We start from the raw sequence: 24,550 nt of genomic DNA, 5'->3' as shown, positions 1-24,550 counted from the left end.
GAGCTTGAGCGTTCAGCGTGCGGGAATGTACCGGCCATGTTTGCCGTGGCCGGGCATGGCCTGATTGCTGCGTTCGGCGATCATCTGGTGGATTTCGATCCAGGTGATGCCCTGGGCTTTCAGCTTTGGCAGTTCGCGCTCCAGCACGTCAAGGGTTTGCGGGTAAGGATGACCAATCAGTACTGCCGAGCCCTGTTTGTGCGCCAGTTCGATGCCTTGTTGCAGCTGCGCCGCGATGGCGGCGGCGGTGCGGACATCGTCGAGAAACACATCGCGCGATACGCTGGCCAGGCCCTTTTCCTGGGCCTTGGCTGCGGCCACTGTGCGGGCGCTGGTGCGGCTGTCGACAAAAAACAGGTCGCGTTGATGCAGTTCGTCCATCAGCCAGCCCATGGCTTCGGGTTCTGCGGTCATGCGGCTGCCCATATGGTTGTTCAGGCCAGCCGCGAAAGGCACCTTGGCCAGGGCTGCATCCAGACGGCGCAGCAGTTCGGCCTGGGGCAAGCCTGGATGCCAGGCATAGGGCCCTGTTGCCGGGTCCATGGGCATGTGCAGAATTACCGTTTTACCGGCCTGATGGGCTTGTCGAGCAAATTCGCTGGCGTGCGGCGTGTCGGGCATCACGGCCAGTGTCACCGGGCCAGGGAGCGCGAGCGCACGGTTGTCGCGCGCCGGGTTTTGCCCCAAGTCGTCGATGATCAGGCTCAGATAGGCCGGTGCCGCAGAGGCAACACCGGCCAGCCCGCACAGCAGTGCGAGCACGAGGCAGCGTAAGAGCACCCTATTTTTCGCGCGTGATGCTCAAGCCTTTGAGCAGGCTGAGGGCCTGACTGAGCTGGAAGTCATCATCCTGCGGCCGCGCCTTGCGTTCGGAGCCTTTGCCGGATGGACGGTCGGCCCCGCCATTGCCATTCCCCAGGTGGCCTTGCAGGTCGGCTTCCTTGAAGTTCTCGCTGTCTTGCTCGCTGGTGATCTTGGCGCGGCGCACCTCGATGTCGGGAACAATGCCCTGGGCTTGGATCGAACGGCCATTTGGGGTGTAATACAGCGCGGTAGTGATCTTCAGTGCGCGGTCGTTGTTCAGTGGCAGTACCGTCTGTACGGAGCCCTTGCCGAAGCTGTCGGTGCCCATCAGTACACCACGTTTCTGGTCTTGCAATGCACCGGCGACAATCTCCGAGGCCGAAGCACTGCCGCCGTTGATCAGCACGACCAACGGAACGCCTTCGCTGGCATCGGCCGGGTCAGCCGAGAAGCGCAGTTCGGAGTTGGCGATACGCCCCTTGGTATAGACGATCAAACCTTTGGTCAGGAAATGGTCGGCCACTTCGACAGCGGCCTGCAGTACGCCGCCAGGGTTGTTGCGCAGGTCCAGGACCAGGCCGCGCAGTTTCTTGCCATTGTCTTTGCGCAGCTTGGCCAGCGCCTTGCCGACTTCTTCGCCGGTCTTGACCTGGAACTGGGTGATACGAATGTAGCCGTAGCCGTCTTCGAGCATCTGGCTCTTGACGCTCTTGACCTGGATGATGGCGCGAGCCAGCGTCACGTCGAAGGGCGTACCGCCATCGCGGACCAGTGTCAGGGTGATTTTTTCACCGACCTTGCCCCGCATCTTGTCGACCGCTTCGGTCATGGTCTGGCCGCGAGTCGGTTGGCCGTTGATCTTGACGATCAGGTCGCCTGCCTCGATTCCTGCACGGGAAGCCGGGGTATCGTCGATGGGGGAAACCACCTTGATAAAACCATCTTCGCTGCCGACTTCGATGCCCAGGCCACCAAACTCGCCACTGGTGCTTTCCTGCAACTCCTGGAAGTCTTCCGGGCCCAGGTAGGCCGAGTGCGGATCGAGGTTGCTGAGCATGCCCTTGATGGCATTCTCCAGCAGGGTCTTGTCATCGACCGGTTCGACATAGGCTGCCTTGATGCGGTCCATGACCTCGGCAAAGGTGCGCAGCTCATCGAGTGGCAGCGGAGCCTTGGCGCTGACGGTCGTGGCCGGCACCGCGGTTGGCTTGGCCGGTTCGGCGGCGGAGGCCAGAGGCGCGCCGATGACCAGGGCAGCAGCCAGGGCCAGCGAGGTGAGGCGGGGCGAGTGCAGCATGTCGAACGAACTCCTGATCCGGGTTTCGCCCCTCGCGGGGCATCGGCATGACAGATAGCGGTCAGGCCGTGAACAATAAGGTAATGCCTATCCCTGGGACCTGCACCATTGCGCCGGATCGCTTGGGCGACCTTGCTGGCGAATGGCGAAATACAGCGCCGAAGTACTCTGGCCACCGCTGTTACCGACGGTGGAGATGGCTTCGCCGGCTTTGACGATGTCACCGGCATCCTTGAGCAGGGTCTGGTTGTGGCCATACAGGCTCAGATAACCATTGCCATGGTCGAGGATGACCAGAAGTCCTGCACCGCGCAACCAGTCGGCGAAGACCACGCGGCCCCCATGCACGGCATGCACCTGGCTACCGGCAGAGGCGCTGATCATTACGCCGTCCCATTTGGCTCGTGAGTCGTCGCCCCGGGTTTCACCAAAGCGCGCCAGCAAGCGACCATTGACCGGCCATGGCAGTTTGCCACGAGCTGCGGAAAATGCCCCGCCGAATGCTGCTCCATCGCTGGACACCAGCGGGCCAGGGGTTGTCTGGGGCTTCTTCGGTGCATCGTTCTCGCGGGCTGCAAGGGCTTCGCGCTGGCGCTGTTTCTCGGCTTCCTGCTGGGCAAGCAATGCACGCTGGCGTGCTTCTTCGGCCTCGCGTGCCTGACGGGCCAGGGTTTCCTCGATGGTCTTGAGTACGCGACTCAGGTCAGCCTGGTCTTGCTCGCGTGCCTGTAGCTTCTGATCACGGGCTTTTACGTCAGTGTCGAGTTTGGCCAGTACCTGCTGGCGCTCTTCACGGACCTTTTCCAGCTCTTGGCGCTGACTGTCGAGGCTGCCTTGCTGGGCCAGCAACTGGGCCTGCTGCAGGGCGATGTCCTTTTCCACATTGGCAAGCTGGCGCAGGGTTTCATTGAAGCTGCGTAACTGGCTCAAGCGCGCCTGACTCAAGTAATCATAGTAGGTCAGGGTGCGGGCGAACTTTTCCGGGTTCTGCTGGTTGAGCAGCAGCTTGAGGTATTCCTCGCGGCCATTCTGGTAGGCCGAGCGCGCCTGGATTGCAATCAGGCGTTGTTGTTCAATGCGGGCGCTCTGGAGTTTTTTTTTCTCGCCGTCGAGGTGCTCCAGCTCGCCCTCAGTCTTTTTTAGTTCCTTCTGTAATGCCTCCACCTGTTTTTCCAGCTTGCCGATGTCGGTTTCGGTCGCGCGCAGGTCTTTCTGCACACCGGATTTTTCCTGCTGCAACTGGCCAAGGAGCTTTTTCAGCTCGGCAATGTCCTGGCGCGTGGCGTCCAGTTGCTGCTGGGTTTGTGCGCGTTCGTCGGCGAAGGCCGGGCTGAACAGGCAGGTCAGGGCGAGAAGGATCAGGGCGCGAAGCATCTGAAGGGCGATACCAAGAGGGAGACCGGCCTAGTATGCCCGGCACGCGCCGCAAAAAAAACGCCTCAAGGCAACTGCCTTGAGGCGTTTGTCCGGAAAACCGACCGTTATGGCCGGTTTATGCAGGTCAGGCGTCGAGCAGGATCGAGGTCCCGGTCATTTCCTGAGGTTTTTCCAGGCCCATCAGTTTCAGCATGGTGGGGGCGACATCCGCCAGTACACCGCCTTTTCGAACGGTGAACGGACGTTTACCCACGTAGATGAAGGGAACCGGCTCGGTGGTGTGCGCCGTGTGCGCCTGGCCGGTGCATTCATCTTCCATCTGCTCGACGTTGCCGTGGTCGGCGGTGATCAGTGCTTCGCCGCCAACCTTTTCCAATGCCTCGACCAGGCGACCGACGCAGGTGTCCAGGCATTCCACGGCCTTGACCGCTGCCTCGAACACACCGCTGTGGCCAACCATGTCGCCATTGGCGTAGTTGACCACGATCACGTCATAACGCTGCTGCTCGATGGCTTCGACGATTCTGTCGGTCACCTCGGGGGCGCTCATCTCCGGCTGCAGGTCGTAGGTGGCGACCTTGGGTGACGGGATCAGGATGCGCTCCTCGCCGGGGAACGGCTCTTCACGGCCGCCGGAGAAGAAGAAGGTGACGTGGGCGTATTTTTCGGTTTCAGCGATGCGCAGTTGGGTCTTGCCCTGCTTGGCCAGGTATTCCCCGAGCACATTGTCCAGGCTTCCCGGGGCGAATGCGGCCGGTGCCGGGATCTTGGCCGAGTACTGGGTCAGGCCGATGTAGGCGGCCAGCTTCGGCAGTCGTGCACGCGGGAACTCATTGAAATCGGCCTCGACGAAGACCCGCGACAGCTCGCGGGCACGGTCGGCACGGAAGTTCATGAAGATCACGGCGTCGCCGTCTTCGACCTTGACGGCTTCACCGATGCGTGTGGCTTTGACGAATTCGTCGCTTTCATCGCGGGCATAGGCTGCCTCCAGGCCGGCCTGGGCGGTATCGGCGCTGAACTCGGCGACGCTGTCGACGATCAGGTTATAGGCGGCTGCGACGCGGTCCCAGCGGTTGTCTCGGTCCATTGCGTAGTAGCGGCCGATCAGGCTGGCAATGCGACCCTTGCCCAAGCGGGCAAAGCTGGCGTCGAGCAGCTCGATGGACGATTGCGCACTTTTCGGTGGCGTGTCGCGACCATCGAGGAAGGCGTGCAGGTAGATCTTTTCTGCGCCGCGCTGGGCAGCCAGTTCGGCCATGGCAATCAGATGGTCCTGGTGGCTATGTACGCCGCCGTCGGAGAGCAGGCCGAGGATATGCACGGCCTTGCCAGCACCGACCGCTTTGTCCACCGCACCGCACAGCACGGGGTTCTGGAAGAACTCGCCGTCCTGGATCGCCTTGGTGACACGGGTGAAGTCCTGATACACCACGCGCCCGGCACCCAGGTTCATGTGGCCGACCTCGGAGTTGCCCATTTGCCCGTCTGGCAGGCCCACGTCCATGCCAGAGCCGGAAATCAGGCCGTGCGGCTGGGTAGCGCGCAGGCGATCGTAGACCGGGGTCTTGGCCGAGTAGATGGCGTTGTACTCGTGGCTTTCGCTGTGACCGAAACCATCCAGGATGATCAGGACCAGGGGTTTTGGCGTGCTCGTCATGAATCCCACTCGCGCTTGTTCAGATGAAAAAGAAACGCATTTTAGGGCATCTTGGTCCCGGATGACGAATTCCCTTTGTGTGGTTGATCGGACGAGCCGACAGGCTGCAACAAATTAACCGGGATTACTGGGGTCAGGGTTGCCGGGCGGGCTTTGGCCGACCTTGGTGGCTGTGTATACTGGCCAACATTTTTAATGGCACGGAACCCTCTGATGGTTGCTCACCTGATTGAATTCGCCACTAACCACTACTTGCTCGTCGCACTGTTCGCGGTGTTGCTGGTACTGCTGATTCTCACCGAGGCCCGTCGCGGTGGTCGCAGCCTCAGCACCGGCGAACTGACCGCTCTGGTCAACAGCGAGAAGGGCCTTGTCATCGACATTCGTGCCAGCAAGGATTTCGCTGCCGGCCATATCGTCGGCGCCCTGAACATTCCTCAGGACAAGCTGGCTGCACGCATTGGCGAGCTGGAAAAGCACAAGGCCAAGACCCTGATCGTGGTCGACAACATGGGCCAGCATTCCGGCACTACCTGCCGTGAGCTGCTCAAGGCTGGTTTTACCGCTGCCAAGCTGTCGGGCGGTGTATCCAGCTGGCGCGCCGACAACCTGCCATTGGTGAAGTGATCCATGCCTGATGTCATCGTCTACTCCAGCGATTACTGCCCTTACTGCTCACGCGCCAAGCACCTGCTCGAGAGCAAAGGTGTGGCCTTCGACGAGATAAAGGTCGATGGCAAGCCGCAGCTGCGTGCTGAAATGAGCCAGAAGGCCGGGCGCACATCGGTGCCGCAAATCTGGATCGGCGCTACCCATGTGGGCGGCTGCGACGACCTGTATGCCCTTGAGCGAGCGGGCAAGCTGGACGCTCTGCTCAAGGCGTGATTCAGAACCCCTACAAGACCCTGGAAAGAAGGATCTGTCATGACTGATCAACAGAACAACGGCGCAGAAGCGCTGGATGAGAACGCACCGCAGTTTTCCATGCAGCGCATCTATGTGCGCGACCTGTCGTTCGAAGCGCCGAAAAGCCCGGCGATCTTCCGTCAGCAATGGGAACCGAGCGTCGCGCTGGACCTGAATACCAAGCAGAAAGGCCTGGAAGGCGATTTCCACGAAGTCGTACTGACCCTGTCGGTCACGGTCAAGAACGGTGAAGAAGTAGCGTTCATCGCTGAAGTGCAGCAGGCCGGTATCTTCCTGATCAAGAACCTCGATGCGGCTTCGATGAGCCACACCCTGGGCGCATTCTGCCCGAACATCCTGTTCCCTTATGCGCGTGAAGCGCTGGACAGCCTGGTGACCCGTGGTTCGTTCCCGGCACTGATGCTGTCGCCAGTGAACTTCGATGCCCTGTACGCCCAGGAAATGGCGCGTATGCAGGAAGCGGGTGGCTCTCCGTCGCTGCAGTAAGCGATAGCCGCCATCTGAAAGCGCCCTACGGGGCGCTTTTTTCTTGGCTCAGGCAAAGCCTTGCTGGCGCCATGCCTCGTAGACGGCCACTGCCACGGTGTTGGACAGGTTCAGGCTACGGCAGCCTTCGCGCATGGGCAGGCGCAAGCGTTGTTCGCTGCTCAGTGCATCAAGCACTTCTGCCGGCAAGCCGCGGCTTTCCGGGCCGAACAAAAACGCATCGCCGGGCTGGAAGGTGGCATCATGGAAGGGCCTGGAGGCCTTGGTGGTGAACGCGAACAGCCGCGGCTGGCCCAGGCTTTCCAGGCAGCTTGGCAGGTCGGCATGACGCTTGAGGGTGGCGTACTCGTGATAGTCGAGCCCCGCTCGGCGCAAGCGCTTGTCGTCCAATTCAAAGCCGATAGGCTCGATCAGGTGCAGGTGGCAGCCGCTGTTGGCGCACAGCCTGATAATGTTGCCGGTATTCGGCGGAATCTCTGGTTGAAAGAGGATGACGTGAAACATGCACGGCTCCGGGCAAAAAGACGAAGGGCATTCTACTCCTGAACCAGACCCACGTTCGCAACTCTGGCCGCGAGTGATGTTCTCACTGGCAATCTTCGGCATGTTGGTCGGGCTGATGATCGGTCGCTTGACTGCACCCGAGCCGCGAGAGCTGGAGCGGGTCGAGGTCATCGAAGGGGGGCTGAACCTGTGGTTCAACGAAGAACCCAAGCTGCATGGCGAAGAAGTCGAGGGGGCGGTTGCGCTGCTGTTTGAAGCGGAGGGGCGGCCCCAGCGCGGTCAGTTGCAGCTTGAAGGCAAGCCTGTGAGCTGGCGGGTACAGCGTACCGACAAGGGCTTGCTGGTGAACCTGGTGGCGGCCCGCCCTCTGCACGGCGAGTGGGCCGGTGCAGAGCAGGACGGGCGCTGGCGGTTGCAGGTGCGATTGCACGAATAAAAGAGGGGATTCCCCGGCCTGCCTGTACCAAGGTCCCCAAAACGGGTGATACCTATGTTATGCACTGTGTGTGCCAGTTTTGTTGCAGGGCTGAAAACGGCTGATTACAGCCGTTTTACGGGAAAGAGAAGGGTCTAGGACGGGGGTTCTTGCCTTGTCGCGGTGCATCGCGAGCGGGTTTGGTGCAAGGTGGCACGTTCAGCAGGAGGCGCAGCATTTACAGGGAGGGGGCAGGAGTCGGCGCCGCGTCACGTGACGGGCGCCTTTATCGCCAGCAAGGCGTGCTCCTGCGGTAGCGGGGTATCAGGCGTCGTCAGCCTCGTCCTCTTCTCCGCCCGCTACGTTCATTCCCAGCTCCTTGATCTTCCGGGTCAGGGTATTGCGCCCCCAGCCCAGCAGCACGGCGGCATCCCGGCGGCGCCCGGCGGTGTGTTTGAGGGCCGTTTCGATCATGATCCGTTCAAAGCTAGGTACTGCACTGTCGAGCAGGTTCGACTGCCCGCGCGCCAAGGCCAGGTCTGCCCACTGCCGCAAGGCCTGCTCCCAGTTGGTGACCGGCGCAGCGTCCTGTGGCAGGTTCAGCAGTTCGGGCGGCAGGTCGCCAATGTGTACTTCCCGGCCCGAAGCCATGACAGTGATCCAGCGGCACGTGTTCTCCAACTGGCGAACGTTGCCCGGCCACGGCAGGTTGCGAATGAACTCTTCGGTTTCAGGCTTTAGCAGCTTGGGCTCCACCGCCAGCTCCTGCGCCGCGCGGCTGAGGAAGTGCCGGGCCAGGGTCGGGATGTCTTCGCGACGATCCGACAAGCGTGGGATGTGAATGCGGATCACGTTGAGGCGATGGAACAGGTCTTCCCTGAACTTGCCTGCCTGAACCAGTGTCTCCAGGTTCTGATGGGTTGCGGCAATGATCCGTACATCGACTTTGACTGGCACGTGGCCACCGACCCGATAAAACTCGCCGTCGGCCAGTACGCGCAGCAGGCGCGTCTGCGTATCGGCCGGCATGTCGCCGATTTCATCGAGGAACAGGGTGCCGCCATCGGCCTGCTCAAAGCGCCCGCGTCGCAGGTTGGCCGCGCCGGTAAAGGCGCCTTTTTCATGGCCGAACAGCTCCGACTCCATCAGGTCCTTGGGGATCGCTGCCATGTTCAGTGCAATAAACGGCGATGCTGCCCTTGGGCTATGGCGGTGCAGGGCATGGGCGACCAGCTCTTTGCCGGTACCGGACTCGCCGTTGATCAGCACGGTAATGTTGGAGTGGCTCAGCCGACCGATGGCGCGAAACACTTCCTGCATCGCCGGCGCTTCGCCGATGATTTCCGGGGTACGGGTCAGGCTGGGTACCTCCGTCATGCCCTGTTGTTCCTGGGCATGCTGGTTGGCGCGTTTGACCAGTGACACGGCCTCGTCAACATCGAACGGTTTTGGCAGGTACTCGAAGGCTCCGCCCTGATAGGACGCGACCGCGCTGTCGAGGTCCGAGTGCGCTGTCATGATAATGACCGGCAGGCGTGGGTACTGTTCGCGAATCTGCGCGAGCAGGTCCAGGCCGCTGGCCCCGGGCATGCGAATGTCAGAGATGATGACGTCCGGCTGCTGCCGGGACAAACGACCCATGACGCCGTCAGCGCTGTCGAAGCTCTGGGTGGTCATGCCTTCCTGCTGCAAGGCTTTTTCCAGAACCCAGCGGATGGAGCGATCGTCATCGACGATCCAGACAGTTTCACTACGGCTCATGAGGACATGGCTCCTTGTTCCAGCGGCAGGAAGATCGAAAAATTGGTGTGCCCAGGGTGGCTGTCACACTCGATCAGCCCTTGGTGCTGGCTGATGATGTTCTGGGTGATGGCCAGGCCCAGCCCGGTTCCGTCGGGGCGACCGCTGACCATTGGGTAAAAGATGGTTTCCTGCAGTTCGGCGGGAATGCCGGGGCCGTTGTCGATGATTTCGACCTTGGCCACCAGGCGATGACGCGTATGGCCGATGGTGAACTGGCGCATGGCCCGGGTACGCAGGCTGATGCGGCCCAGGCGCAGTTCATTCTGTGCGCTGATGGCCTGCATGGCGTTGCGGACGATGTTGAGTACGGCCTGGATCATCTGCTCGCGATCGATCAGGACGTCCGGCAGGCTTGGGTCATAGTCCCGCACCAGGGTGATGCAGCCCTGGCTTTCCGCTTCGACCAGGCTGCAGACCCGCTCAAGTACTTCATGGATGTTGGTCATCGCCAATGACGGCAGCTTGTTCGAGCCGAGCATGCGGTCGACCAGATTGCGCAGGCGATCCGCCTCTTCAATGATGACGTTGGTGTAGTCCTTCAGGCTCTCTTCGGGCAGCTCGCGAGCCAGCAGCTGTGCGGCGCCGCGAATGCCGCCAAGCGGGTTCTTGATTTCGTGGGCCAAGCCACGCACCAGCATTTTGGTGGTCTCCTGCTTGGACAGTTGAGCCTCTTCCTTGGTGATCCGCAGCAAGCGGTCGCGTGGATGGACTTCAAGCAGCAGCAGGGTCTGACCGTTGCTCAGAATGGGCGTTACCGCGTAGTCGACCGTCAGGGTCTGGCCGGCCAATGATGTGAGCTGGGCTTCGCGCTTGGTGAACGGGTGTGCGTGTTCGACGGCCTGGCGCAAGGAGTTCAGCGCTTCGGTCGATTCCGTGAACAGTTCGCTGATGAACTGGCCATGGCTGCGCTGACCACTGATGGCGAGCAGCATCTCCGCCGCCGGATTCATGTACTCAAGACGCAGCTCGGCATTGAGCAGAATGGTGGCAGTGGTCAGGTTGTCCAGTAGCAGTCGGTGCAGAGCATCGCTGATGGTCATGGGGCGTCGTTGACCTCTTTTGGTACATGACAGCCGTGGCTGGAGCCAGGGTCGCATGCACTGGTAATCCACTGATACGTAGAAAATGCAAAAAACAAACCAAGGCTCCGAAAAGAAGCGGATTCGCCTGAAAAAGACCTGTATATGCCCAAAAAAGGACTACAAAGCCCTGGGGTTGCGATTTTCTTGAACCAAAATGGGCTGCGAACAGCAGCTGCAGGTGGCTCATTGCACCAATATAGAGCAATGAGCCGGGGTCGGTTTTGAATAAAGGCGTTGACCGAAAAGAGGCGAGGGGGCTTGAGTGGTGTTCCCTGCGTCCCACAGGGATCAGTGCCCGCCGCCTGGGCTTTCCGGGGGAGGCTTTTCACGTGCCCAGGCAGGTGAAGCTTTACTCTGACAGAGGAATGTTCGGGCTGCCGGCATAGAACACCAGAAGCTCCACGGGGTGTTTGCCGGTGACGCCGCGATGGCTGATGTCCACCAGCTCTGCCAAGGCATCGCCTGCGCGCAACGTGATGCGTTCGCCGGTATCACGTTTTTGCACGGTCAGTTCGCCGGAGACAACGTAGGCCATGTTGGGGATTGGGTGGGTGTGCCATTTGAGCTTTGTACGGGCGGGAATCTGGATCTTGACCAAGGTTAGCTCTGGCTGCCCCTCCGGATAGTGAGTGTAGGGCGTGCCATCCCAGGACGATTGCGCTTTGTGGATGATGTGTGATTTGACATCAGCCGCGTGACTGGCAGGAGCATTCATCACGGCAAGGCTGGCCAGTAGGGCAATGGTGGTGACGGGTATCCATGTCATGCTGTAACTCCTTCTGTGGGGAGGCTTCAGCATGCGGGGGTTGCGTCAGAGTGAATATCAGATGCATCCGCTTTGTACGTCAGAAAAAAAAGGCCTCCCGAGGGAGGCCTTTCTTACGCCGCTTGCGCGAGCGTCACGGGATTAGCAGCTGTAGTACAGCTCGTATTCCAGTGGGTGTACGAAGGTACGAACCTTGATTTCTTCTTCGCTTTTCAGGGCGATGTAGGCGTCGATGAAGTCGTCGCTGAAAACGCCGCCTTTGGTCAGGAACGCACGGCCCTTGTCCAGCTCTTCCAGGGCTTCTTTCAGGCTGCCACAAACCTGTGGGATTTCCTTGGCCTCTTCAGGCGGCAGGTCGTACAGGTTCTTGTCGGCGGCATCGCCTGGGTGGATCTTGTTCTGGATACCGTCCAGACCTGCCATCAGCAGCGCTGCGAAGCACAGGTATGGGTTGGCAGCCGGGTCCGGGAAGCGGGCTTCGATACGACGGGCTTTCGGGCTGGAAACGTATGGAATACGGATCGAGGCAGAGCGGTTGCGCGCCGAGTAGGCCAGCATTACAGGGGCTTCAAAGCCTGGGACCAGACGCTTGTAGGAGTTGGTCGAAGGGTTGGTGAAGCCGTTCAGGGCCTTACCGTGCTTGATGATACCGCCGATGAAGTACAGGGCGGTGTCGGACAGGCCGGCATAGCCTTCGCCGGAGAAGGTGTTCTTGCCTTCTTTGGAGATGGACATGTGAACGTGCATGCCCGAACCGTTGTCACCGTACAGTGGCTTAGGCATGAAGGTAGCGGTACGGCCGTAAGCGTCGGCAACGTTGTGTACGCAGTACTTCAGGGTCTGAACTTCGTCGGCTTTCTTCACCAGGGTGTTGAAACGCACGCCGATTTCGTTCTGGCCGGCAGTTGCCACTTCGTGGTGGTGAACTTCGATGACCAGGCCCATTTCTTCCATGGCATTACACATGGCAGTACGGATTTCGTGGTCATGGTCGAACGGAGGAACTGGGAAGTAACCGCCTTTGACGCCTGGACGGTGGCCTTTGTTGCCGCCTTCGACGTCCTGGTCGGACATCCACGAACCTTGTTCGGAGAAGATCTTGAACATCGAGCCCGAGATGTCGGACTTGAACTTCACTTCGTCGAAGATGAAGAACTCTGGCTCCGGGCCGACCAGTACGGTGTCACCGATAGCGGTGGACTTCAGGTACTCTTCCGCACGCTTGGCGATGGCGCGTGGGTCGCGGTCATAGCCTTGCATGGTCGAAGGTTCGATGATGTCGCAAACGATGATCAGCGTTGGCTCTTCGGTGAACGGATCGAGCACGGCAGTATCGTCGACCGGCATCAGGATCATGTCGGACGCTTCGATGCCTTTCCATCCAGCGATGGACGAGCCGTCGAACATCTTGCCGGCTTCAAAGAAGTCTTCATCCAGCGCATCACGGGCTGGCATGGTCACGTGGTGCTGAGTGCCTTTGGTGTCAGTGAAGCGCAGATCAATCCATTTAACGTCATGATCTTTGATGAGTTGAACCGACTTCGACATAGTGTCCTCCGGGTGGGGTAGAGCTTGCCTGTGCAGCCCTTGAATTTGGGTGATGCCGGGCGCGAATAGTCCGCCAAGGCAACCTGCCTCACAAGGGAGCAAATTGCATGCCAGTGCCCCGACTTGGGTTTTTTGCCCCAAACACAGGCGTTTGCGCCGTAAATACTGAAAAAGCTGATTTTTTTCGCACTCTTATGATGCGGTTTTTAATTGTTATGACCCGTTTTGGTGCGCGTGATGCCGTCCGTACAATAGTTGGTCAAACCTTGAGCAATTTCCGCTATAATCCGCGCCCCCCTTTTTCGCTTGGCACATTGCACGCAGTTTTTCATGAAACTAATCGTCAAGATTTTCCCAGAGATCACCATCAAGAGCGGCCCAGTGCGCAAGCGCTTCATTCGCCAGCTCTGCCGCAACATTCGTGTCGTGCTCAAGGACCTCGATCCAGAGCTCGTGGTAAAGGGTGTCTGGGATAATCTCGAGATCATCACGCGCCTGGACGACGAGAAAGTGCAGCGCGAGATGATCGAGCGCCTGTCCTGTACGCCGGGCATTGCGCATTTCCTGCAGGTCGACGAATACCCGCTGGTCGATTTCGACGATATCGTCGCCAAGTGCAAGCTTCATTATGGTGCGCAGCTGGCCGGCAAGCATTTTTCGGTTCGCTGCAAGCGTGCGGGCAAGCACAGCTTCACCTCCATGGATGTCGATCGCTATGTTGGCAGCCAACTGCGCCAGCAATGCGGCGCAGCCGGGATCGATCTGCGTAACCCGGAAGTCGTCGTGCGCCTTGAGCTGCGTGACGAGCGCCTGTTTGTGGTGCACAGCCAGCACCCGGGCATCGGTGGTTATCCACTGGGTGCGCTGGAGCAGACCCTGGTACTGATGTCGGGTGGTTTCGACTCCACCGTGGCGGCTTACCAGATGATGCGCCGCGGCCTGATGACCCACTTCTGCTTCTTCAACCTCGGTGGCCGTGCCCACGAGCTTGGGGTAATGGAAGTCGCACACTACCTGTGGAAAAAGTACGGCAGCAGCCAGCGCGTGCTGTTTGTCAGCGTGCCGTTCGAAGAAGTGGTCGGAGAGATTCTCGGCAAGGTCGGTAACAGCTATATGGGCGTTACCCTCAAGCGTATGATGTTGCGTGCTGCAACCCGCATTGCCGATCGCCTGGAAATCGACGCGCTGGTAACTGGCGAGGCGATTTCCCAGGTCTCCAGCCAGACCCTGCCGAACCTTGCGGTGATCGATTCTGCTACTGAAAAACTGGTGTTGCGCCCACTGTTGGCCAGCCATAAGCAGGACATCATCGATCAGGCCTACCAGATCGGGACCGCCGAGTTTGCCAAGCACATGCCAGAATACTGCGGCGTGATTTCGGTGAACCCGACCACCTGCGCCAAGCGTCATCGCGTCGAAAGTGAAGAGCGCGGCTTCGACATGGCTGTGCTGGAGCGTGCGCTGGAGCGTGCTCGGCTGATTTCGATCGACAATGTGATCGACGAACTGGGCCAGGATATTGAGATTGAGGAAGTCAGCCAGGCGCTGGCCGGGCAGGTGGTGATCGACATCCGTCACCCCGACGCTCAGGAAGACCAGCCACTGGTACTCGAAGGTATCGAAGTTCAGGCACTGCCGTTCTATGCCTTGAACAGCCGTTTCAAGGAACTGGATGCTAACCGCCAGTACCTGCTGTATTGCGACAAGGGCGTAATGAGCCGCCTGCATGCCCACCACTTATTGAGCGAGGGACATGCCAATGTGCGTGTTTATCGCCCGGCATAAGACGCCAGGGCTGTATGGCGGGAGCATCCGCCACCGCCCTCCCGACCGGCGGGCCCGTTGAGCGTTTTTCATTCATATTCGCCGCCTAAACTGGCGGCAACCCGAATCCTCTGCTCGAGATACACAAGTGATCGAAAATCTCCGTAACATCGCCATCATCGCCCACGTTGACCATGGTAAAACCACCCTGGTAGACAAACTCCTGCGTCAGTCCGGCACTCTGGAGCGCAACGAGCTCAACGACGAGCGCGTGATGGACTCCAACGACCAGGAAAAAGAGCGCGGCATTACCATTCTGGCGAAGAACACCGCCATCAACTGGAACGGCTACCACATCAACATCGTGGATACCCCCGGCCACGCCGACTTCGGTGGCGAAGTTGAGCGCGTAATGTCGATGGTTGACTCCGTGCTGCTGCTGGTTGACGCTCAAGACGGCCCGATGCCGCAAACCCGTTTCGTGACCAAGAAGGCCTTCGAAGCCGGCCTGCGTCCAATCGTGGTCATCAACAAGGTTGACCGTCCAGGCGCGCGTCCTGATTGGGTTCTGGACCAGATCTTCGACCTGTTCGACAACCTCGGTGCTACCGATGAACAGCTGGACTTCAAAGTCGTCTACGCCTCGGCCCTGAACGGTATTGCCGGTCTGGACCACACCGACATGGCTGAAGACATGACCCCGCTGTACCAGTCGATCGTCGACAACGTACCAGCACCTTCGGTTGACCGTGACGGTCCGTTCCAGATGCAGATCTCCGCTCTGGACTACAACAGCTTCCTCGGTGTTATCGGCGTTGGCCGTATTGCCCGTGGCCGCGTCAAGCCGAACACCCCGGTTGTAGCGATCGACGTTGACGGCAAGAAGCGTAACGGCCGTATCCTGAAACTGATGGGTCACCACGGTCTGCACCGCGTTGACGTTGAAGAAGCACTGGCAGGCGACATCGTCTGCGTCAGCGGTTTCGACGAGCTGTTCATCTCCGACACCCTGTGCGACCCACTGAACGTCGAAGCGATGAAGCCTCTGACCGTCGACGAGCCAACCGTTTCGATGACCTTCCAGGTCAACGACTCGCCGTTCTGCGGCAAGGAAGGCAAGTTCGTCACCAGCCGTAACATCAAGGAACGTCTGGACAAAGAGCTGCTGTACAACGTTGCACTGCGCGTTGAAGAAGGCGACTCGGCTGACAAGTTCAAGGTTTCCGGCCGTGGTGAGCTGCACCTGTCGGTTCTGATCGAAACCATGCGTCGTGAAGGCTTCGAGATGGCTGTAGGCCGTCCTGAAGTGATCATTCGCGAAGTCAACGGCGTCAAGCAGGAGCCGTTCGAGAACGTCACCATCGACATCCCTGAAGAAGCTCAGGGCAAGGTCATGGAAGAGATGGGTCTGCGTAAAGGCGACCTGACCAACATGTCGCCGGATGGCAAAGGCCGTGTGCGTCTGGAGTACAACATTCCAGCCCGTGGTCTGATTGGTTTCCGTAACCAGTTCCTGACCCTGACCAACGGTGCAGGCATCCTGACCTCGATCTTCGATCGCTACGACACCATGAAGTCCGGCCACATGTCCGGCCGTCAGAACGGTGTACTGGTATCGGTTGAAACCGGCAAGGCACTGACCTACTCCCTGGAAACCCTGCAGGCCCGTGGCAAGCTGTTCATCGAGCACGGTCAGGACATCTACAACGGTCAGATCGTTGGTCTGAACAGCCGTGACAACGACCTGGGCGTCAACCCTACCAAGGGCAAGAAGCTCGACAACATGCGGGCTTCGGGTAAAGACGAAACCATCGCTCTGGTTCCACCGGTTCGTTTCACCCTGGAACAGGCCCTGGAATTCATCCAGGACGACGAGCTGTGTGAAGTTACGCCGAAGTCGATCCGTCTGCGTAAGAAGATCCTCGACGAAGGCGAGCGTACCCGCGCTGCCAAGAAAGCCAAGGCTAACTAAGCTCGGCTAAATGAAAACGCCCCCGGTCGAAAGGCCGGGGGCGTTTTTTTTTGTGCGTCTGTCGCCGGCCAGGCCGACGACTACCTGCCAGTTATGCTTAGCGCGCAGGTGGCTTTGGCTTGTAGGCACAGTAACCTGGCCGAGGGCCGACTTTCGGGTGGTTGCGGCAGGTATCCGGACGCTTGTCGTAGATGGTGCAGAGGCGGCTCTTGCGGTCTAGATAGAGGCAATCGTCGTTGCTCATCCGCGCCAGGGTGAAGATGCCCGACTTCTGGTTGAAGCGCTCGACAATCCCTTCCTTCTGCAGTCGCTTGGCAACGTTCTTCGGCGGCTCGTCCTTTTCAAATTCGTCGACAACCCCGATACGGATCAAGTCCTTGATGCGCACTTCCACTGGCAGGGTGCAGCAACTGGACATGCAGCCTCCGCACATGTGGCTGGCATATTTTTGCCAGGTGTCCAGGCGGTCTAGTTCAGCAGCTGCGATCAAGGTCGGTTTCATCGGGTTCGGCTTTCGGCGGTCATACGGGCGCGCGATGATACCGGGGTTGGTGAAAGAATGAACAACCATTTGCCGGTTTTTCTCGATGAAACTATTCATCACGGTGCAGAAAACCGCGAACCAGGGCTGTCAGTCTGTGCTGGAGCGTCTAGGCTGATAGATCGCACCCGAACGTCAACCTGCTTGAGGACGACGAATGTCTCAGGAAATGCTTGCTCGTGACGAAGAGGTGGCGGCCTTCCGCGCCGCTGTATTGGCCAAACTGACGTATGCGGTTGGCAAGGACCCGGAGCACGCTTTTGACCATGACTGGTTTGAAGCCATTGCCCTGGCGGCCCGTGATCATATGGTCAACCACTGGATGGACCATACGCGGGAGATCTACCGACGTAACCAGAAACGAGTCTACTACCTGTCACTGGAGTTCCTGATTGGTCGCCTGCTGTATGACAGCCTGAGCAATCTGGGCCTGCTGGACGTTGCACGTGAAGCCTTGACCGGGCTGAACGTTGACCTGGAGCGTATTCGCTTGCTTGAGCCGGATGCGGCCTTGGGTAATGGTGGCTTGGGGCGGTTGGCAGCCTGTTTCATGGAAAGCATGTCGACGCTCGGTATTGCCGCACATGGCTACGGCATTCGTTATGAACATGGCTTGTTCCGTCAGGCGGTGGTCGATGGTTGGCAGCAAGAGCAGACCGAAAACTGGCTGGACTTCGGGAACCCCTGGGAATTTGAACGTGCCGAGGTGATTTACCCCATCAGCTTCGGGGGCAGTGTGCAGACCGTCAGTCAGGCTGATGGATCGCACCGGCAAATCTGGTGGCCGGCCGAGACCGTGCGCGCAGTGGCGTATGACACACCGGTCGTCGGTTGGCGTGGTGCCAGTGTGAACACGTTGCGTCTCTGGCGGGCGCGGGCGCTGGAAGAGCTGCACCTGGAGCGTTTCAACGCCGGTGACCACCTGGGTGCGGTGGCTGAAGTGGCGCGGGCCGAGAGCATTTCTCGGGTGCTGTACCCTGCCGACAGCACTGAAGCCGGTCAGGAGTTGCGGCTGCGTCAGGAGTACTTCTTTGTTTCGGCCTCGCTGCAGGACCTGTTGCGTCGCCACCTGAACATGCACGATGACTTTCTTAACCTGCCCAAGCAGGTGGCGATCCAGCTCAACGACACCCATCCCTCCATTGCCGTGGCCGAACTGATGCGGCTGTTGGTGGATCAACACGAGGTGCCTTGGGATACCGCCTGGCAGTTGACTGTCGATACCTTGGCCTACACCAACCACACGCTGTTGCCCGAAGCGCTGGAAACCTGGCCTGTGGGGCTGATGGAGCGGATGCTGCCACGGCACATGCAGATCATTTACCTGATCAACGCGTTCCATATCGACGCCCTGCGGGCCAAGGGCATCCATGACTTCGATGTGCTGCGGGCGGTGTCGCTGATTGAAGAAGACAATGGACGCCGGGTGCGCATGGGGAATCTGGCGTTTCTGGGTTCACACAGTGTCAACGGTGTTTCGGCACTGCATTCCAGGCTGATGCGCAGTACGGTGTTTGCCGAGCTGCACAAGCTTTATCCCGACCGAATCAACAACAAGACCAATGGCATTACCTTCCGCCGCTGGCTGTACCAGGCCAATCCACGCCTCACAGCAATGATGGTGGAAGCACTTGGCACCGATCTGCTCGACAATCCAGAGGCGCGTTTGAGGGACCTTGAACCCTTTGCCGAGCAGGCCGACTTTCGCAAGCGCTTCGCCGCGCAACGCTTGCACAGCAAGCGGGTGCTGGCGCAAATGATTCAGGATCGATTGGGGATCACCCTCAACCCTGAAGCGATGTTCGATGTGCAGGTCAAGCGCATCCACGAGTACAAGCGCCAACTGCTCAATCTGCTGCATACCGTGGCGTTGTATCAGGCGATCCGCGCCGAACCCGAGACCAACTGGGTGCCGAGGGTGAAGCTGTTCGCTGGCAAGGCCGCGGCCAGTTACCACCAGGCCAAGCTGATCATCAAGCTGGCCAACGACATTGCCAAGGTGGTCAATAACGACCCGACGGTGCGTGGCCTGCTCAAGGTCGTCTTCCTGCCCAACTACAACGTCAGTCTGGCGGAGAGCATCATTCCGGCGGCCGACTTGTCCGAGCAGATCTCCACTGCCGGTTATGAGGCGTCTGGTACCAGCAATATGAAGTTCGGCCTCAATGGCGCCCTGACTATTGGCACCCTGGACGGAGCCAACGTCGAGATGTCCGAGCAGATCGGTGCCGAGCACATGTTCATCTTTGGTCTCACTGCGCAACAGGTCGAGGCGCGCAAGCGCAGCGGCGATTTCAGTGCCCATGCCACGGCCGCTGCTTCGCACCGTCTCAACGATGTGCTTCATGCCATTCGTGGCGGGGTGTTTTCGCCGGACGATCCGTCGCGTTACATCGGCTTGATCGACTCACTGCTGGCCTACGACCGCTTCCTGGTATGCGCCGATTTTGACGCCTATTGGGAGGCTCAGCGGCGTGTTGAAGCGCTGTGGCGCGAACCTGACTTGTGGTGGCGTTCGGCAGTGCTCAACAGCGCGCGCATGGGGTGGTTTTCTTCGGATCGCACCATTCGCGAGTACGCCACCGATATCTGGCAGGCACTGGAATGAGTCGGTGCACATTGGTCCGAGGGGATGAACTCTCGGACCAATGTGCCGTCTGATCGGACGAGCCCGTCCTATTGCTCGCTAGCGCTTCACTCTCCCTGTAAACTGCGTGGGTTTTTACTACCCCCTTCCTTCGGAGCCTTACATGTCCCGCGTTACCCTGAGTCGCTATTTGATTGAGCAGACCCGCAGCAACAGTACTCCTGCCGATCTGCGCTTCCTGATCGAAGTGGTGGCGCGTGCGTGCAAGGAGATCAGCCACCACGTCTCCAAAGGCGCCCTGGGCGGCGTCCTCGGCAGCATGGGCACTGAAAACGTGCAAGGCGAAGTCCAAAAGAAACTGGACGTGATCTCCAACGATATCCTGCTGGAGGCCAACGAGTGGGGCGGTCACCTGGCCGGCATGGCGTCCGAGGAAATGGACAATGCCTACCAGATCCCGGGCAAGTACCCGAAGGGTGCCTACCTGCTGGTATTCGACCCGCTGGACGGTTCGTCGAACATCGACGTCAACGTGTCGGTCGGCACTATTTTCTCGGTGCTGCGTTGCCCGAATGAGTACCTGAGCCAGAACGAGAGCCTGAACGAGAAAGCCTTCCTGCAGCCTGGCACCCAGCAGGTTGCTGCCGGTTACGCGATCTATGGTCCACAGACCATGCTGATCCTGACCTTGGGCGATGGCGTCAAAGGCTTCACCCTGGACCGTGAACTGGGCAGCTTCGTACTGACCCACGAAAACATCAGCGTGCCGGAAAGCACCGCCGAGTTCGCCATCAACATGTCCAACCAGCGTCACTGGGAAGCACCGGTACAGCGCTATGTCGGCGAGTTGCTGGCGGGTGAGACCGGCCCGTTGAACAAGAACTACAACATGCGCTGGATCGCGTCGATGGTTGCCGATGTGCACCGTATCCTGACCCGTGGCGGCCTGTTCATGTACCCGCGCGATTCCCGCGAACCTTCCAAACCGGGCAAGCTGCGCCTGATGTACGAAGCCAACCCGATGTCGTTCATCATCGAGCAGGCCGGTGGCGCTGCCACTGATGGTCATCAGCGTATCCTCGACATCCAGCCAGACAGCCTGCACCAGCGCGTTGCGGTATTCCTCGGCTCCAAGCAGGAAGTCGAGCGCGTGACCGGCTATCACCAGGAGTAAGTCCATGCTCGCACCTTGGCAGCCGTTACTGGAATGGTGGTTCGGTTGGGGCACCAGTCCTCAAGACGTAGCTGACGAGAAGAGCACCTTGTGGTTTGGCAAGCACCACGATGCCGAGGCGCATGAGCGCTTCGGTGATCTGGTCGAGCAGGCACTGGCTGGCGGCCTGGATGAGTGGCTGCAAAGCCCTCAGGGCTGGTTGGGTCTGGTACTGCTGCTTGATCAGTTGCCGCGGATGATCTATCGCGATACGCCGCGAGCCTTCGACGGTGACCGGCGTGCCCAGGTGCTGGTGATGCAGGGCCTGGACAAAGCCTGGGATTATCAGCTGTTGCCGATCCAGCGGGTGTTCATCCTGCTGGTGCTGGAGCATGCCGAAGTCCTGGACTGGCAGAATATCTGCGTCGAGCGTTACCGGCTGTTGCTGGCGGCCCAGCCTGAGTCTGATCGTCGCTTGTTCGAGGGCTTTCTGGATTATGCCGAGCAGCATCAGCGCGTCATAACCCGTTTCGGGCGCTTCCCGCACCGCAACCTGACACTCGGTCGACCCAGTACCGACGAGGAGATGGACTTTCTGCTGGAGCCGGGCTCTCGGTTCTAAGGCACATCGCCGGCCTGGCCGGCGATGCACCCATCTTTAGATCCTGAAGCTGCCGACCAGGTGCTTCAAGCGTGTGGCCTGGTACTCCAGGTCATTGCACGCCTGCAGCGTGGTTTGCAGGTTTTGCACCCCTTCCTGATTCAGTGTGTTGATCTCGGTGATATCGACATTGATCGACTCCACTACGGCAGTCTGTTCCTCGGTGGCCGTAGCAACCGATTGATTCATGCCATCGATCTCGCTGATCCGCTGGGTCACGCTGCCCAGGCGCTCACCGGCCTGGTTGGCGATACCGACACTGCTTTCACTCTGGCTCTGGCTTTCGGTCATGGTGTTGACCGCATCCCGCGCCCCGCTCTGCAGTTCCTCAATGATCCGCTGTACCTGCTGCGCCGAGTCCTGGGTACGATGGGCCAGGTTACGCACTTCATCGGCCACCACCGCGAAACCACGCCCGGCTTCACCGGCACGCGCCGCTTCGATGGCGGCGTTAAGCGCCAGCAGGTTGGTCTGTTGGGAGATGCCGCTGATGACTTCGAGGATTTGCCCGATGTTCACCGTGTTGGCGTTCAGGGTTTCGATATTGCCACTGGCGTCGCTGATTTTCGTCGACAACTGATTCATGACCGAGATGGTCTGATCAACCACCTGCTGGCCTTCTGCAGCCAGGTTGCGCGCATCACTGGAGTGTTGCGAGGCGAGTGCCGCGTTTTGGGCGATCTCCTGTGCAGCCGCGCCCAGTTGGTTGATGGCTGCCGCCACACTGTTGGTCCGGCTGGCCTGCTGATCAGCATTTTGAATCGAGGCGTTTGAAGCACTGACCACGCGGGTGGCCACCTCATTGACCTGACCGGTGGCGGAGGACACTTCGCGGATCGACTCGTGGATGCGTTCGACAAAGCGATTGAACGATTGCCCCAAGGTGCCGAATTCGTCCTGAGCATGGATGCGCAGCCGCTTGGTCAGGTCGCCTTCGCCTTCAGCAATGTCGTGCATCGCCCGGCCCATTACATGCAGCGGCTCCATCAATACGCGAATCAGCATGCCGAGCAGGCCGATGATGATCAGTACGGCAATCGCCATGGCAATCATGGCCGAGGTGCGGAATTCGCCCAGCATGGCAAAAGCTGCTTCCTGATCCAGCTCCAGCGCAACGTACCAGTTGACCGACGGAATGCCACTGACCTGAGTGAAGCTGATGAACTTCTTGTGGCCGTTGACCTCAACCTCCTTGAGCCCATTGCCAATAGTCGGTGCACCTTGTGGGTACACGTCGGCCAGCGTCTTCAGGTTCAACGAGCTGTCTGGGTGAATCAGGATCTTGCCATCACTGCTGACGATGAAAGCCCGGCCGTGTCCATCGAAGTTCAGGGCGTTGATGATCGAACTGATGGTATCCAGGCCCGTATCGGCACCACTCACCCCAACATGCTTGCCGTCATGCTGCACTGGGGTCGCAATGGTAATGACCAGTTTGCCCAGGGAGGCCGACACATAGGGCTCGGTGATAATGGTGCTGTTGGCGTTGCTGGCAGCCTTGTACCAGCCACGTGCGCGAGGGTCGTAGTCAGCGGCACGGTTTCCGACAGGCACCGACAACATGCTGCCATCCTGGCCGCCGAAGTAGGTCATCAGGAAGTTATCGCGATACACCGGCAGCTCGATGCTGCGTGTCAGGCGGTCTTTTGGGGTACCGTCCACGGCAATTTGCTGGGCCAGCGAATTCAAGATCTGAATACGGCTGCCTAGCCAGTTCTGGATGTTGCTGGTAGTCAGGCTGCCCAGTTCCCGCATCGACGCTTCAGTGCTGTCACGCAAGGCCTCGCGCTGCCGGTAATCATTGAACAGGATAAAGCCGGTGAATGCGACGACGACCACAAGGGCGGCAGCGAGCAGGATCTTGTGGCTGAACTTCAGGTTTTTGGTCATTACGAGGTCTTTTTACGCAAGGCGAATCAATGGTGAGGGCGCGGCAAATAGTCGCAGCGCACTCTAGGTGTCGTCCGAGCGGTAAAAAAGATTAATGCTCATTTCACCTGAGCCGACCAACGTCCTCGATCAATGTTCTACTGCAGGGAACCACGGGGGCTTTTCCCCTTCTAAGCTGATGGCAGGCTATCCGCCCAGCCCCTCATGTTCAGGAGTGACCTTTCATGTCGTTGCGTTCCCTCGCCCTGTTGTCCTTGTGCGTGTTTTTGACTGCGTGCAACAAAATCAACCAGGAAAACTACTCACACCTCAAGGCGGGCATGGCAAAGGTCGACGTCGAAAAGCTGCTTGGCAAGCCGACTGACTGTTCCGGCGCCTTGGGCATTTCCAGCTGCACCTGGGGTGACAAAGACACCTTTATCAGCATTCAGTTTGCCGGTGACAACGTGCTGATGTACTCAGGGCAGGGGCTTAAATGAAACGACTTCCCCTCCTGCTGGGATTGAGCGCCGCCTTGCTCCTTGGCGGTTGCGCCCACTCCGATCTCGGGCCATTGCCGCCAAAGACAGCCGACCGCGTCGATCTCAAGCGCTACCAGGGTACGTGGTATGAACTGGCGCGCCTGCCCATGTTCTTCCAGCGCGATTGTGCGCAATCTGAAGCGCATTACAGCCTCAAGCCAGATGGCAATGTCGGTGTCCTGAACCGCTGCCGCACGCTGGAGGGTGAATGGCAGGAGGCACGCGGCACCGCCACGCCGCAGTTCGCGGGCAAGACTGACAAGCTCTGGGTCGAGTTTGATAACTGGTTCTCGACGCTACTGCCGGGCGTTGCCAAGGGCGACTACTGGGTGCTGTACGTCGATGATGACTACCAGACCGCACTGGTCGGCAACCCGAACCGGCGTTACCTCTGGTTGCTCTCGCGCAAACCGACGGTATCGGCCTATCAGCGCGAAAGCCTGCTGGCCAAAGCGCGCCAGCAGGGGTACGACACGACTCGCTTGATCTGGCGAGTGTCTGATCGGGATGTTGCCAGGCAGCCATGATCGCCTGCGTATTATTGTTGTGCGGGCTGGCACGTTGTTGGGCGCGGTGTCTGCATCGCCAGCAAGGCAGGCTCACGTTAGTTCCTGCGCCTAAAAGCTTTCGTCTAGCATGTCCCTGAGAGTAGACAGTCAAAACAATCGAGAGGGAGTTGGCACTAAGTAGGGGGCAATCTGATTTCAGAAACGTCCTACATATATTTAAGGATGGTCTGAAGTAGCCATGCATCTCTGGCTGACTTCAGCGTCTGCCGATTTCAAAATCGCC

Annotated in this window: 22 protein-coding genes and 1 pseudogene; 11 read left to right on the top strand and 12 right to left on the bottom strand. The window is 59.4% G+C overall.

Annotated elements, in window-relative coordinates:
• Positions 1–12 precede the first annotated feature (12 nt).
• The 4 genes from IE038_RS08970 to gpmI form a co-directional block, all read right to left on the bottom strand.
• The gene (locus IE038_RS08970) at positions 13–762 is read right to left on the bottom strand and encodes a divergent polysaccharide deacetylase family protein (RefSeq protein ID WP_438810756.1); all 750 of its coding nucleotides are present in this window, start codon (positions 760–762) and stop codon (positions 13–15) included.
• Positions 763–781: 19 nt separating this feature from the next.
• Entirely contained in the window at positions 782–2,101 is a 1,320-nt protein-coding gene (locus IE038_RS08965) for a S41 family peptidase (RefSeq protein WP_163938636.1), read from the bottom strand.
• Between the two features lie 87 nt (positions 2,102–2,188).
• Entirely contained in the window at positions 2,189–3,475 is a 1,287-nt protein-coding gene (locus IE038_RS08960; protein WP_163938639.1) for a murein hydrolase activator EnvC family protein, read from the bottom strand.
• A 127-nt stretch (positions 3,476–3,602) separates the two neighbouring features.
• Positions 3,603–5,138, bottom strand: a complete 1,536-nt coding sequence (gene gpmI, locus IE038_RS08955) for a 2,3-bisphosphoglycerate-independent phosphoglycerate mutase (RefSeq protein ID WP_163938642.1) — start codon at positions 5,136–5,138, stop codon at positions 3,603–3,605.
• Positions 5,139–5,351: 213 nt separating this feature from the next.
• Between gpmI and IE038_RS08950 the strand changes: the two genes are divergently transcribed.
• Genes IE038_RS08950 through secB form a run of 3 tightly spaced genes read left to right on the top strand, consistent with a single transcriptional unit; the run spans position 5,352 to position 6,551 of the window.
• Positions 5,352–5,765 carry a rhodanese-like domain-containing protein gene (locus IE038_RS08950; protein WP_163938645.1) on the top strand — a complete coding sequence of 138 codons (414 nt, stop codon included), beginning with the start codon at positions 5,352–5,354 and terminating at the stop codon, positions 5,763–5,765.
• Between the two features lie 3 nt (positions 5,766–5,768).
• Complete coding sequence (gene grxC, locus IE038_RS08945) at positions 5,769–6,023, top strand: glutaredoxin 3 (protein WP_163938648.1); 255 nt, start codon at positions 5,769–5,771, stop codon at positions 6,021–6,023.
• 39 nt (positions 6,024–6,062) lie between these two features.
• Positions 6,063–6,551: a protein-export chaperone SecB gene (gene secB, locus IE038_RS08940; RefSeq protein WP_163938651.1), complete on the top strand. Its 489-nt coding sequence runs from the start codon at positions 6,063–6,065 to the stop codon at positions 6,549–6,551.
• A gap of 48 nt (positions 6,552–6,599) precedes the next feature.
• Here the strand turns inward: secB and trmL are convergent, their stop codons facing one another.
• Entirely contained in the window at positions 6,600–7,055 is a 456-nt protein-coding gene (gene trmL / locus IE038_RS08935; protein WP_163938654.1) for a tRNA (uridine(34)/cytosine(34)/5-carboxymethylaminomethyluridine(34)-2'-O)-methyltransferase TrmL, read from the bottom strand.
• Here trmL and IE038_RS08930 point away from each other — a divergent pair.
• Positions 7,054–7,491, top strand: coding sequence for a hypothetical protein (locus IE038_RS08930; protein ID WP_163938658.1), 438 nt, complete (start codon positions 7,054–7,056; stop codon positions 7,489–7,491). The genes trmL and IE038_RS08930 overlap by 2 nt on opposite strands.
• A 303-nt stretch (positions 7,492–7,794) precedes the next feature.
• Here the strand turns inward: IE038_RS08930 and ntrC are convergent, their stop codons facing one another.
• The 4 genes from ntrC to glnA all read right to left on the bottom strand — a co-directional run bounded on the left by ntrC (position 7,795) and on the right by glnA (position 12,669).
• On the bottom strand, positions 7,795–9,231 hold the full coding sequence (gene ntrC, locus IE038_RS08925; protein WP_163938661.1) for a nitrogen regulation protein NR(I): 1,437 nt from the start codon (positions 9,229–9,231) through the stop codon (positions 7,795–7,797).
• A complete protein-coding gene (glnL, locus tag IE038_RS08920; RefSeq protein ID WP_163938663.1) occupies positions 9,228–10,313 on the bottom strand; it encodes a nitrogen regulation protein NR(II) in 1,086 nt (361 codons plus the stop codon). Before glnL ends, ntrC begins: the two co-directional genes overlap by 4 nt.
• Positions 10,314–10,704: 391 nt before the next feature.
• A complete protein-coding gene (locus IE038_RS08915) occupies positions 10,705–11,121 on the bottom strand; it encodes a cupin domain-containing protein (RefSeq protein WP_163938046.1) in 417 nt (138 codons plus the stop codon).
• Positions 11,122–11,262: 141 nt separating this feature from the next.
• Positions 11,263–12,669, bottom strand: coding sequence for a glutamate--ammonia ligase (gene glnA / locus IE038_RS08910; protein WP_065761549.1), 1,407 nt, complete (start codon positions 12,667–12,669; stop codon positions 11,263–11,265).
• Positions 12,670–12,999: 330 nt separating this feature from the next.
• Here glnA and thiI point away from each other — a divergent pair, with 330 nt between their 5' ends.
• Positions 13,000–14,454, top strand: a complete 1,455-nt coding sequence (gene thiI, locus IE038_RS08905) for a tRNA uracil 4-sulfurtransferase ThiI (protein WP_189395479.1) — start codon at positions 13,000–13,002, stop codon at positions 14,452–14,454.
• Positions 14,455–14,581: 127 nt separating this feature from the next.
• On the top strand, positions 14,582–16,405 hold the full coding sequence (typA, locus tag IE038_RS08900) for a translational GTPase TypA (protein WP_099773353.1): 1,824 nt from the start codon (positions 14,582–14,584) through the stop codon (positions 16,403–16,405).
• A 97-nt stretch (positions 16,406–16,502) separates the two neighbouring features.
• Here typA and IE038_RS08895 read toward each other — a convergent pair whose 3' ends face one another.
• Entirely contained in the window at positions 16,503–16,907 is a 405-nt protein-coding gene (locus IE038_RS08895) for a YkgJ family cysteine cluster protein (protein ID WP_189395537.1), read from the bottom strand.
• Positions 16,908–17,103: 196 nt separating this feature from the next.
• Here IE038_RS08895 and IE038_RS08890 point away from each other — a divergent pair, with 196 nt between their 5' ends.
• The 3 genes from IE038_RS08890 to IE038_RS08880 all read left to right on the top strand — a co-directional run bounded on the left by IE038_RS08890 (position 17,104) and on the right by IE038_RS08880 (position 21,308).
• The gene (locus tag IE038_RS08890) at positions 17,104–19,554 is read left to right on the top strand and encodes a glycogen/starch/alpha-glucan phosphorylase (RefSeq protein WP_189395478.1); all 2,451 of its coding nucleotides are present in this window, start codon (positions 17,104–17,106) and stop codon (positions 19,552–19,554) included.
• Positions 19,555–19,696: 142 nt separating this feature from the next.
• Positions 19,697–20,707 (top strand): class 1 fructose-bisphosphatase, encoded by a 1,011-nt coding sequence (locus IE038_RS08885; RefSeq protein ID WP_163939227.1) that lies wholly within the window; start codon positions 19,697–19,699, stop codon positions 20,705–20,707.
• A 4-nt stretch (positions 20,708–20,711) separates the two neighbouring features.
• Positions 20,712–21,308 carry a DUF924 family protein gene (locus IE038_RS08880; RefSeq protein WP_163939225.1) on the top strand — a complete coding sequence of 199 codons (597 nt, stop codon included), beginning with the start codon at positions 20,712–20,714 and terminating at the stop codon, positions 21,306–21,308.
• A gap of 36 nt (positions 21,309–21,344) precedes the next feature.
• Here IE038_RS08880 and IE038_RS25250 read toward each other — a convergent pair whose 3' ends face one another.
• On the bottom strand, positions 21,345–22,070 hold the full coding sequence (locus IE038_RS25250; RefSeq protein ID WP_438810757.1) for a methyl-accepting chemotaxis protein: 726 nt from the start codon (positions 22,068–22,070) through the stop codon (positions 21,345–21,347).
• 129 nt (positions 22,071–22,199) lie between these two features.
• A pseudogene (locus IE038_RS25245) lies at positions 22,200–23,237 on the bottom strand (cache domain-containing protein); the annotation flags it as partial.
• 224 nt (positions 23,238–23,461) lie between these two features.
• On the opposite strand from IE038_RS25245, the gene IE038_RS08870 reads away from it, so the two are divergent.
• Together IE038_RS08870 and IE038_RS08865 are read left to right on the top strand one after the other, a co-directional pair.
• Positions 23,462–23,716 (top strand): outer membrane protein assembly factor BamE, encoded by a 255-nt coding sequence (locus IE038_RS08870; protein ID WP_163939223.1) that lies wholly within the window; start codon positions 23,462–23,464, stop codon positions 23,714–23,716.
• On the top strand, positions 23,713–24,285 hold the full coding sequence (locus IE038_RS08865; protein WP_163939221.1) for a lipocalin family protein: 573 nt from the start codon (positions 23,713–23,715) through the stop codon (positions 24,283–24,285). Before IE038_RS08870 ends, IE038_RS08865 begins: the two co-directional genes overlap by 4 nt.
• The last annotated feature ends 265 nt before the right edge of the window (positions 24,286–24,550 follow it).

The organism is Pseudomonas laurentiana (assembly GCF_014648275.1).
GTDB classification, from domain to species: domain Bacteria; phylum Pseudomonadota; class Gammaproteobacteria; order Pseudomonadales; family Pseudomonadaceae; genus Aquipseudomonas; species Aquipseudomonas laurentiana.
This window is presented reverse-complemented; position numbering and strand designations above follow the sequence as displayed.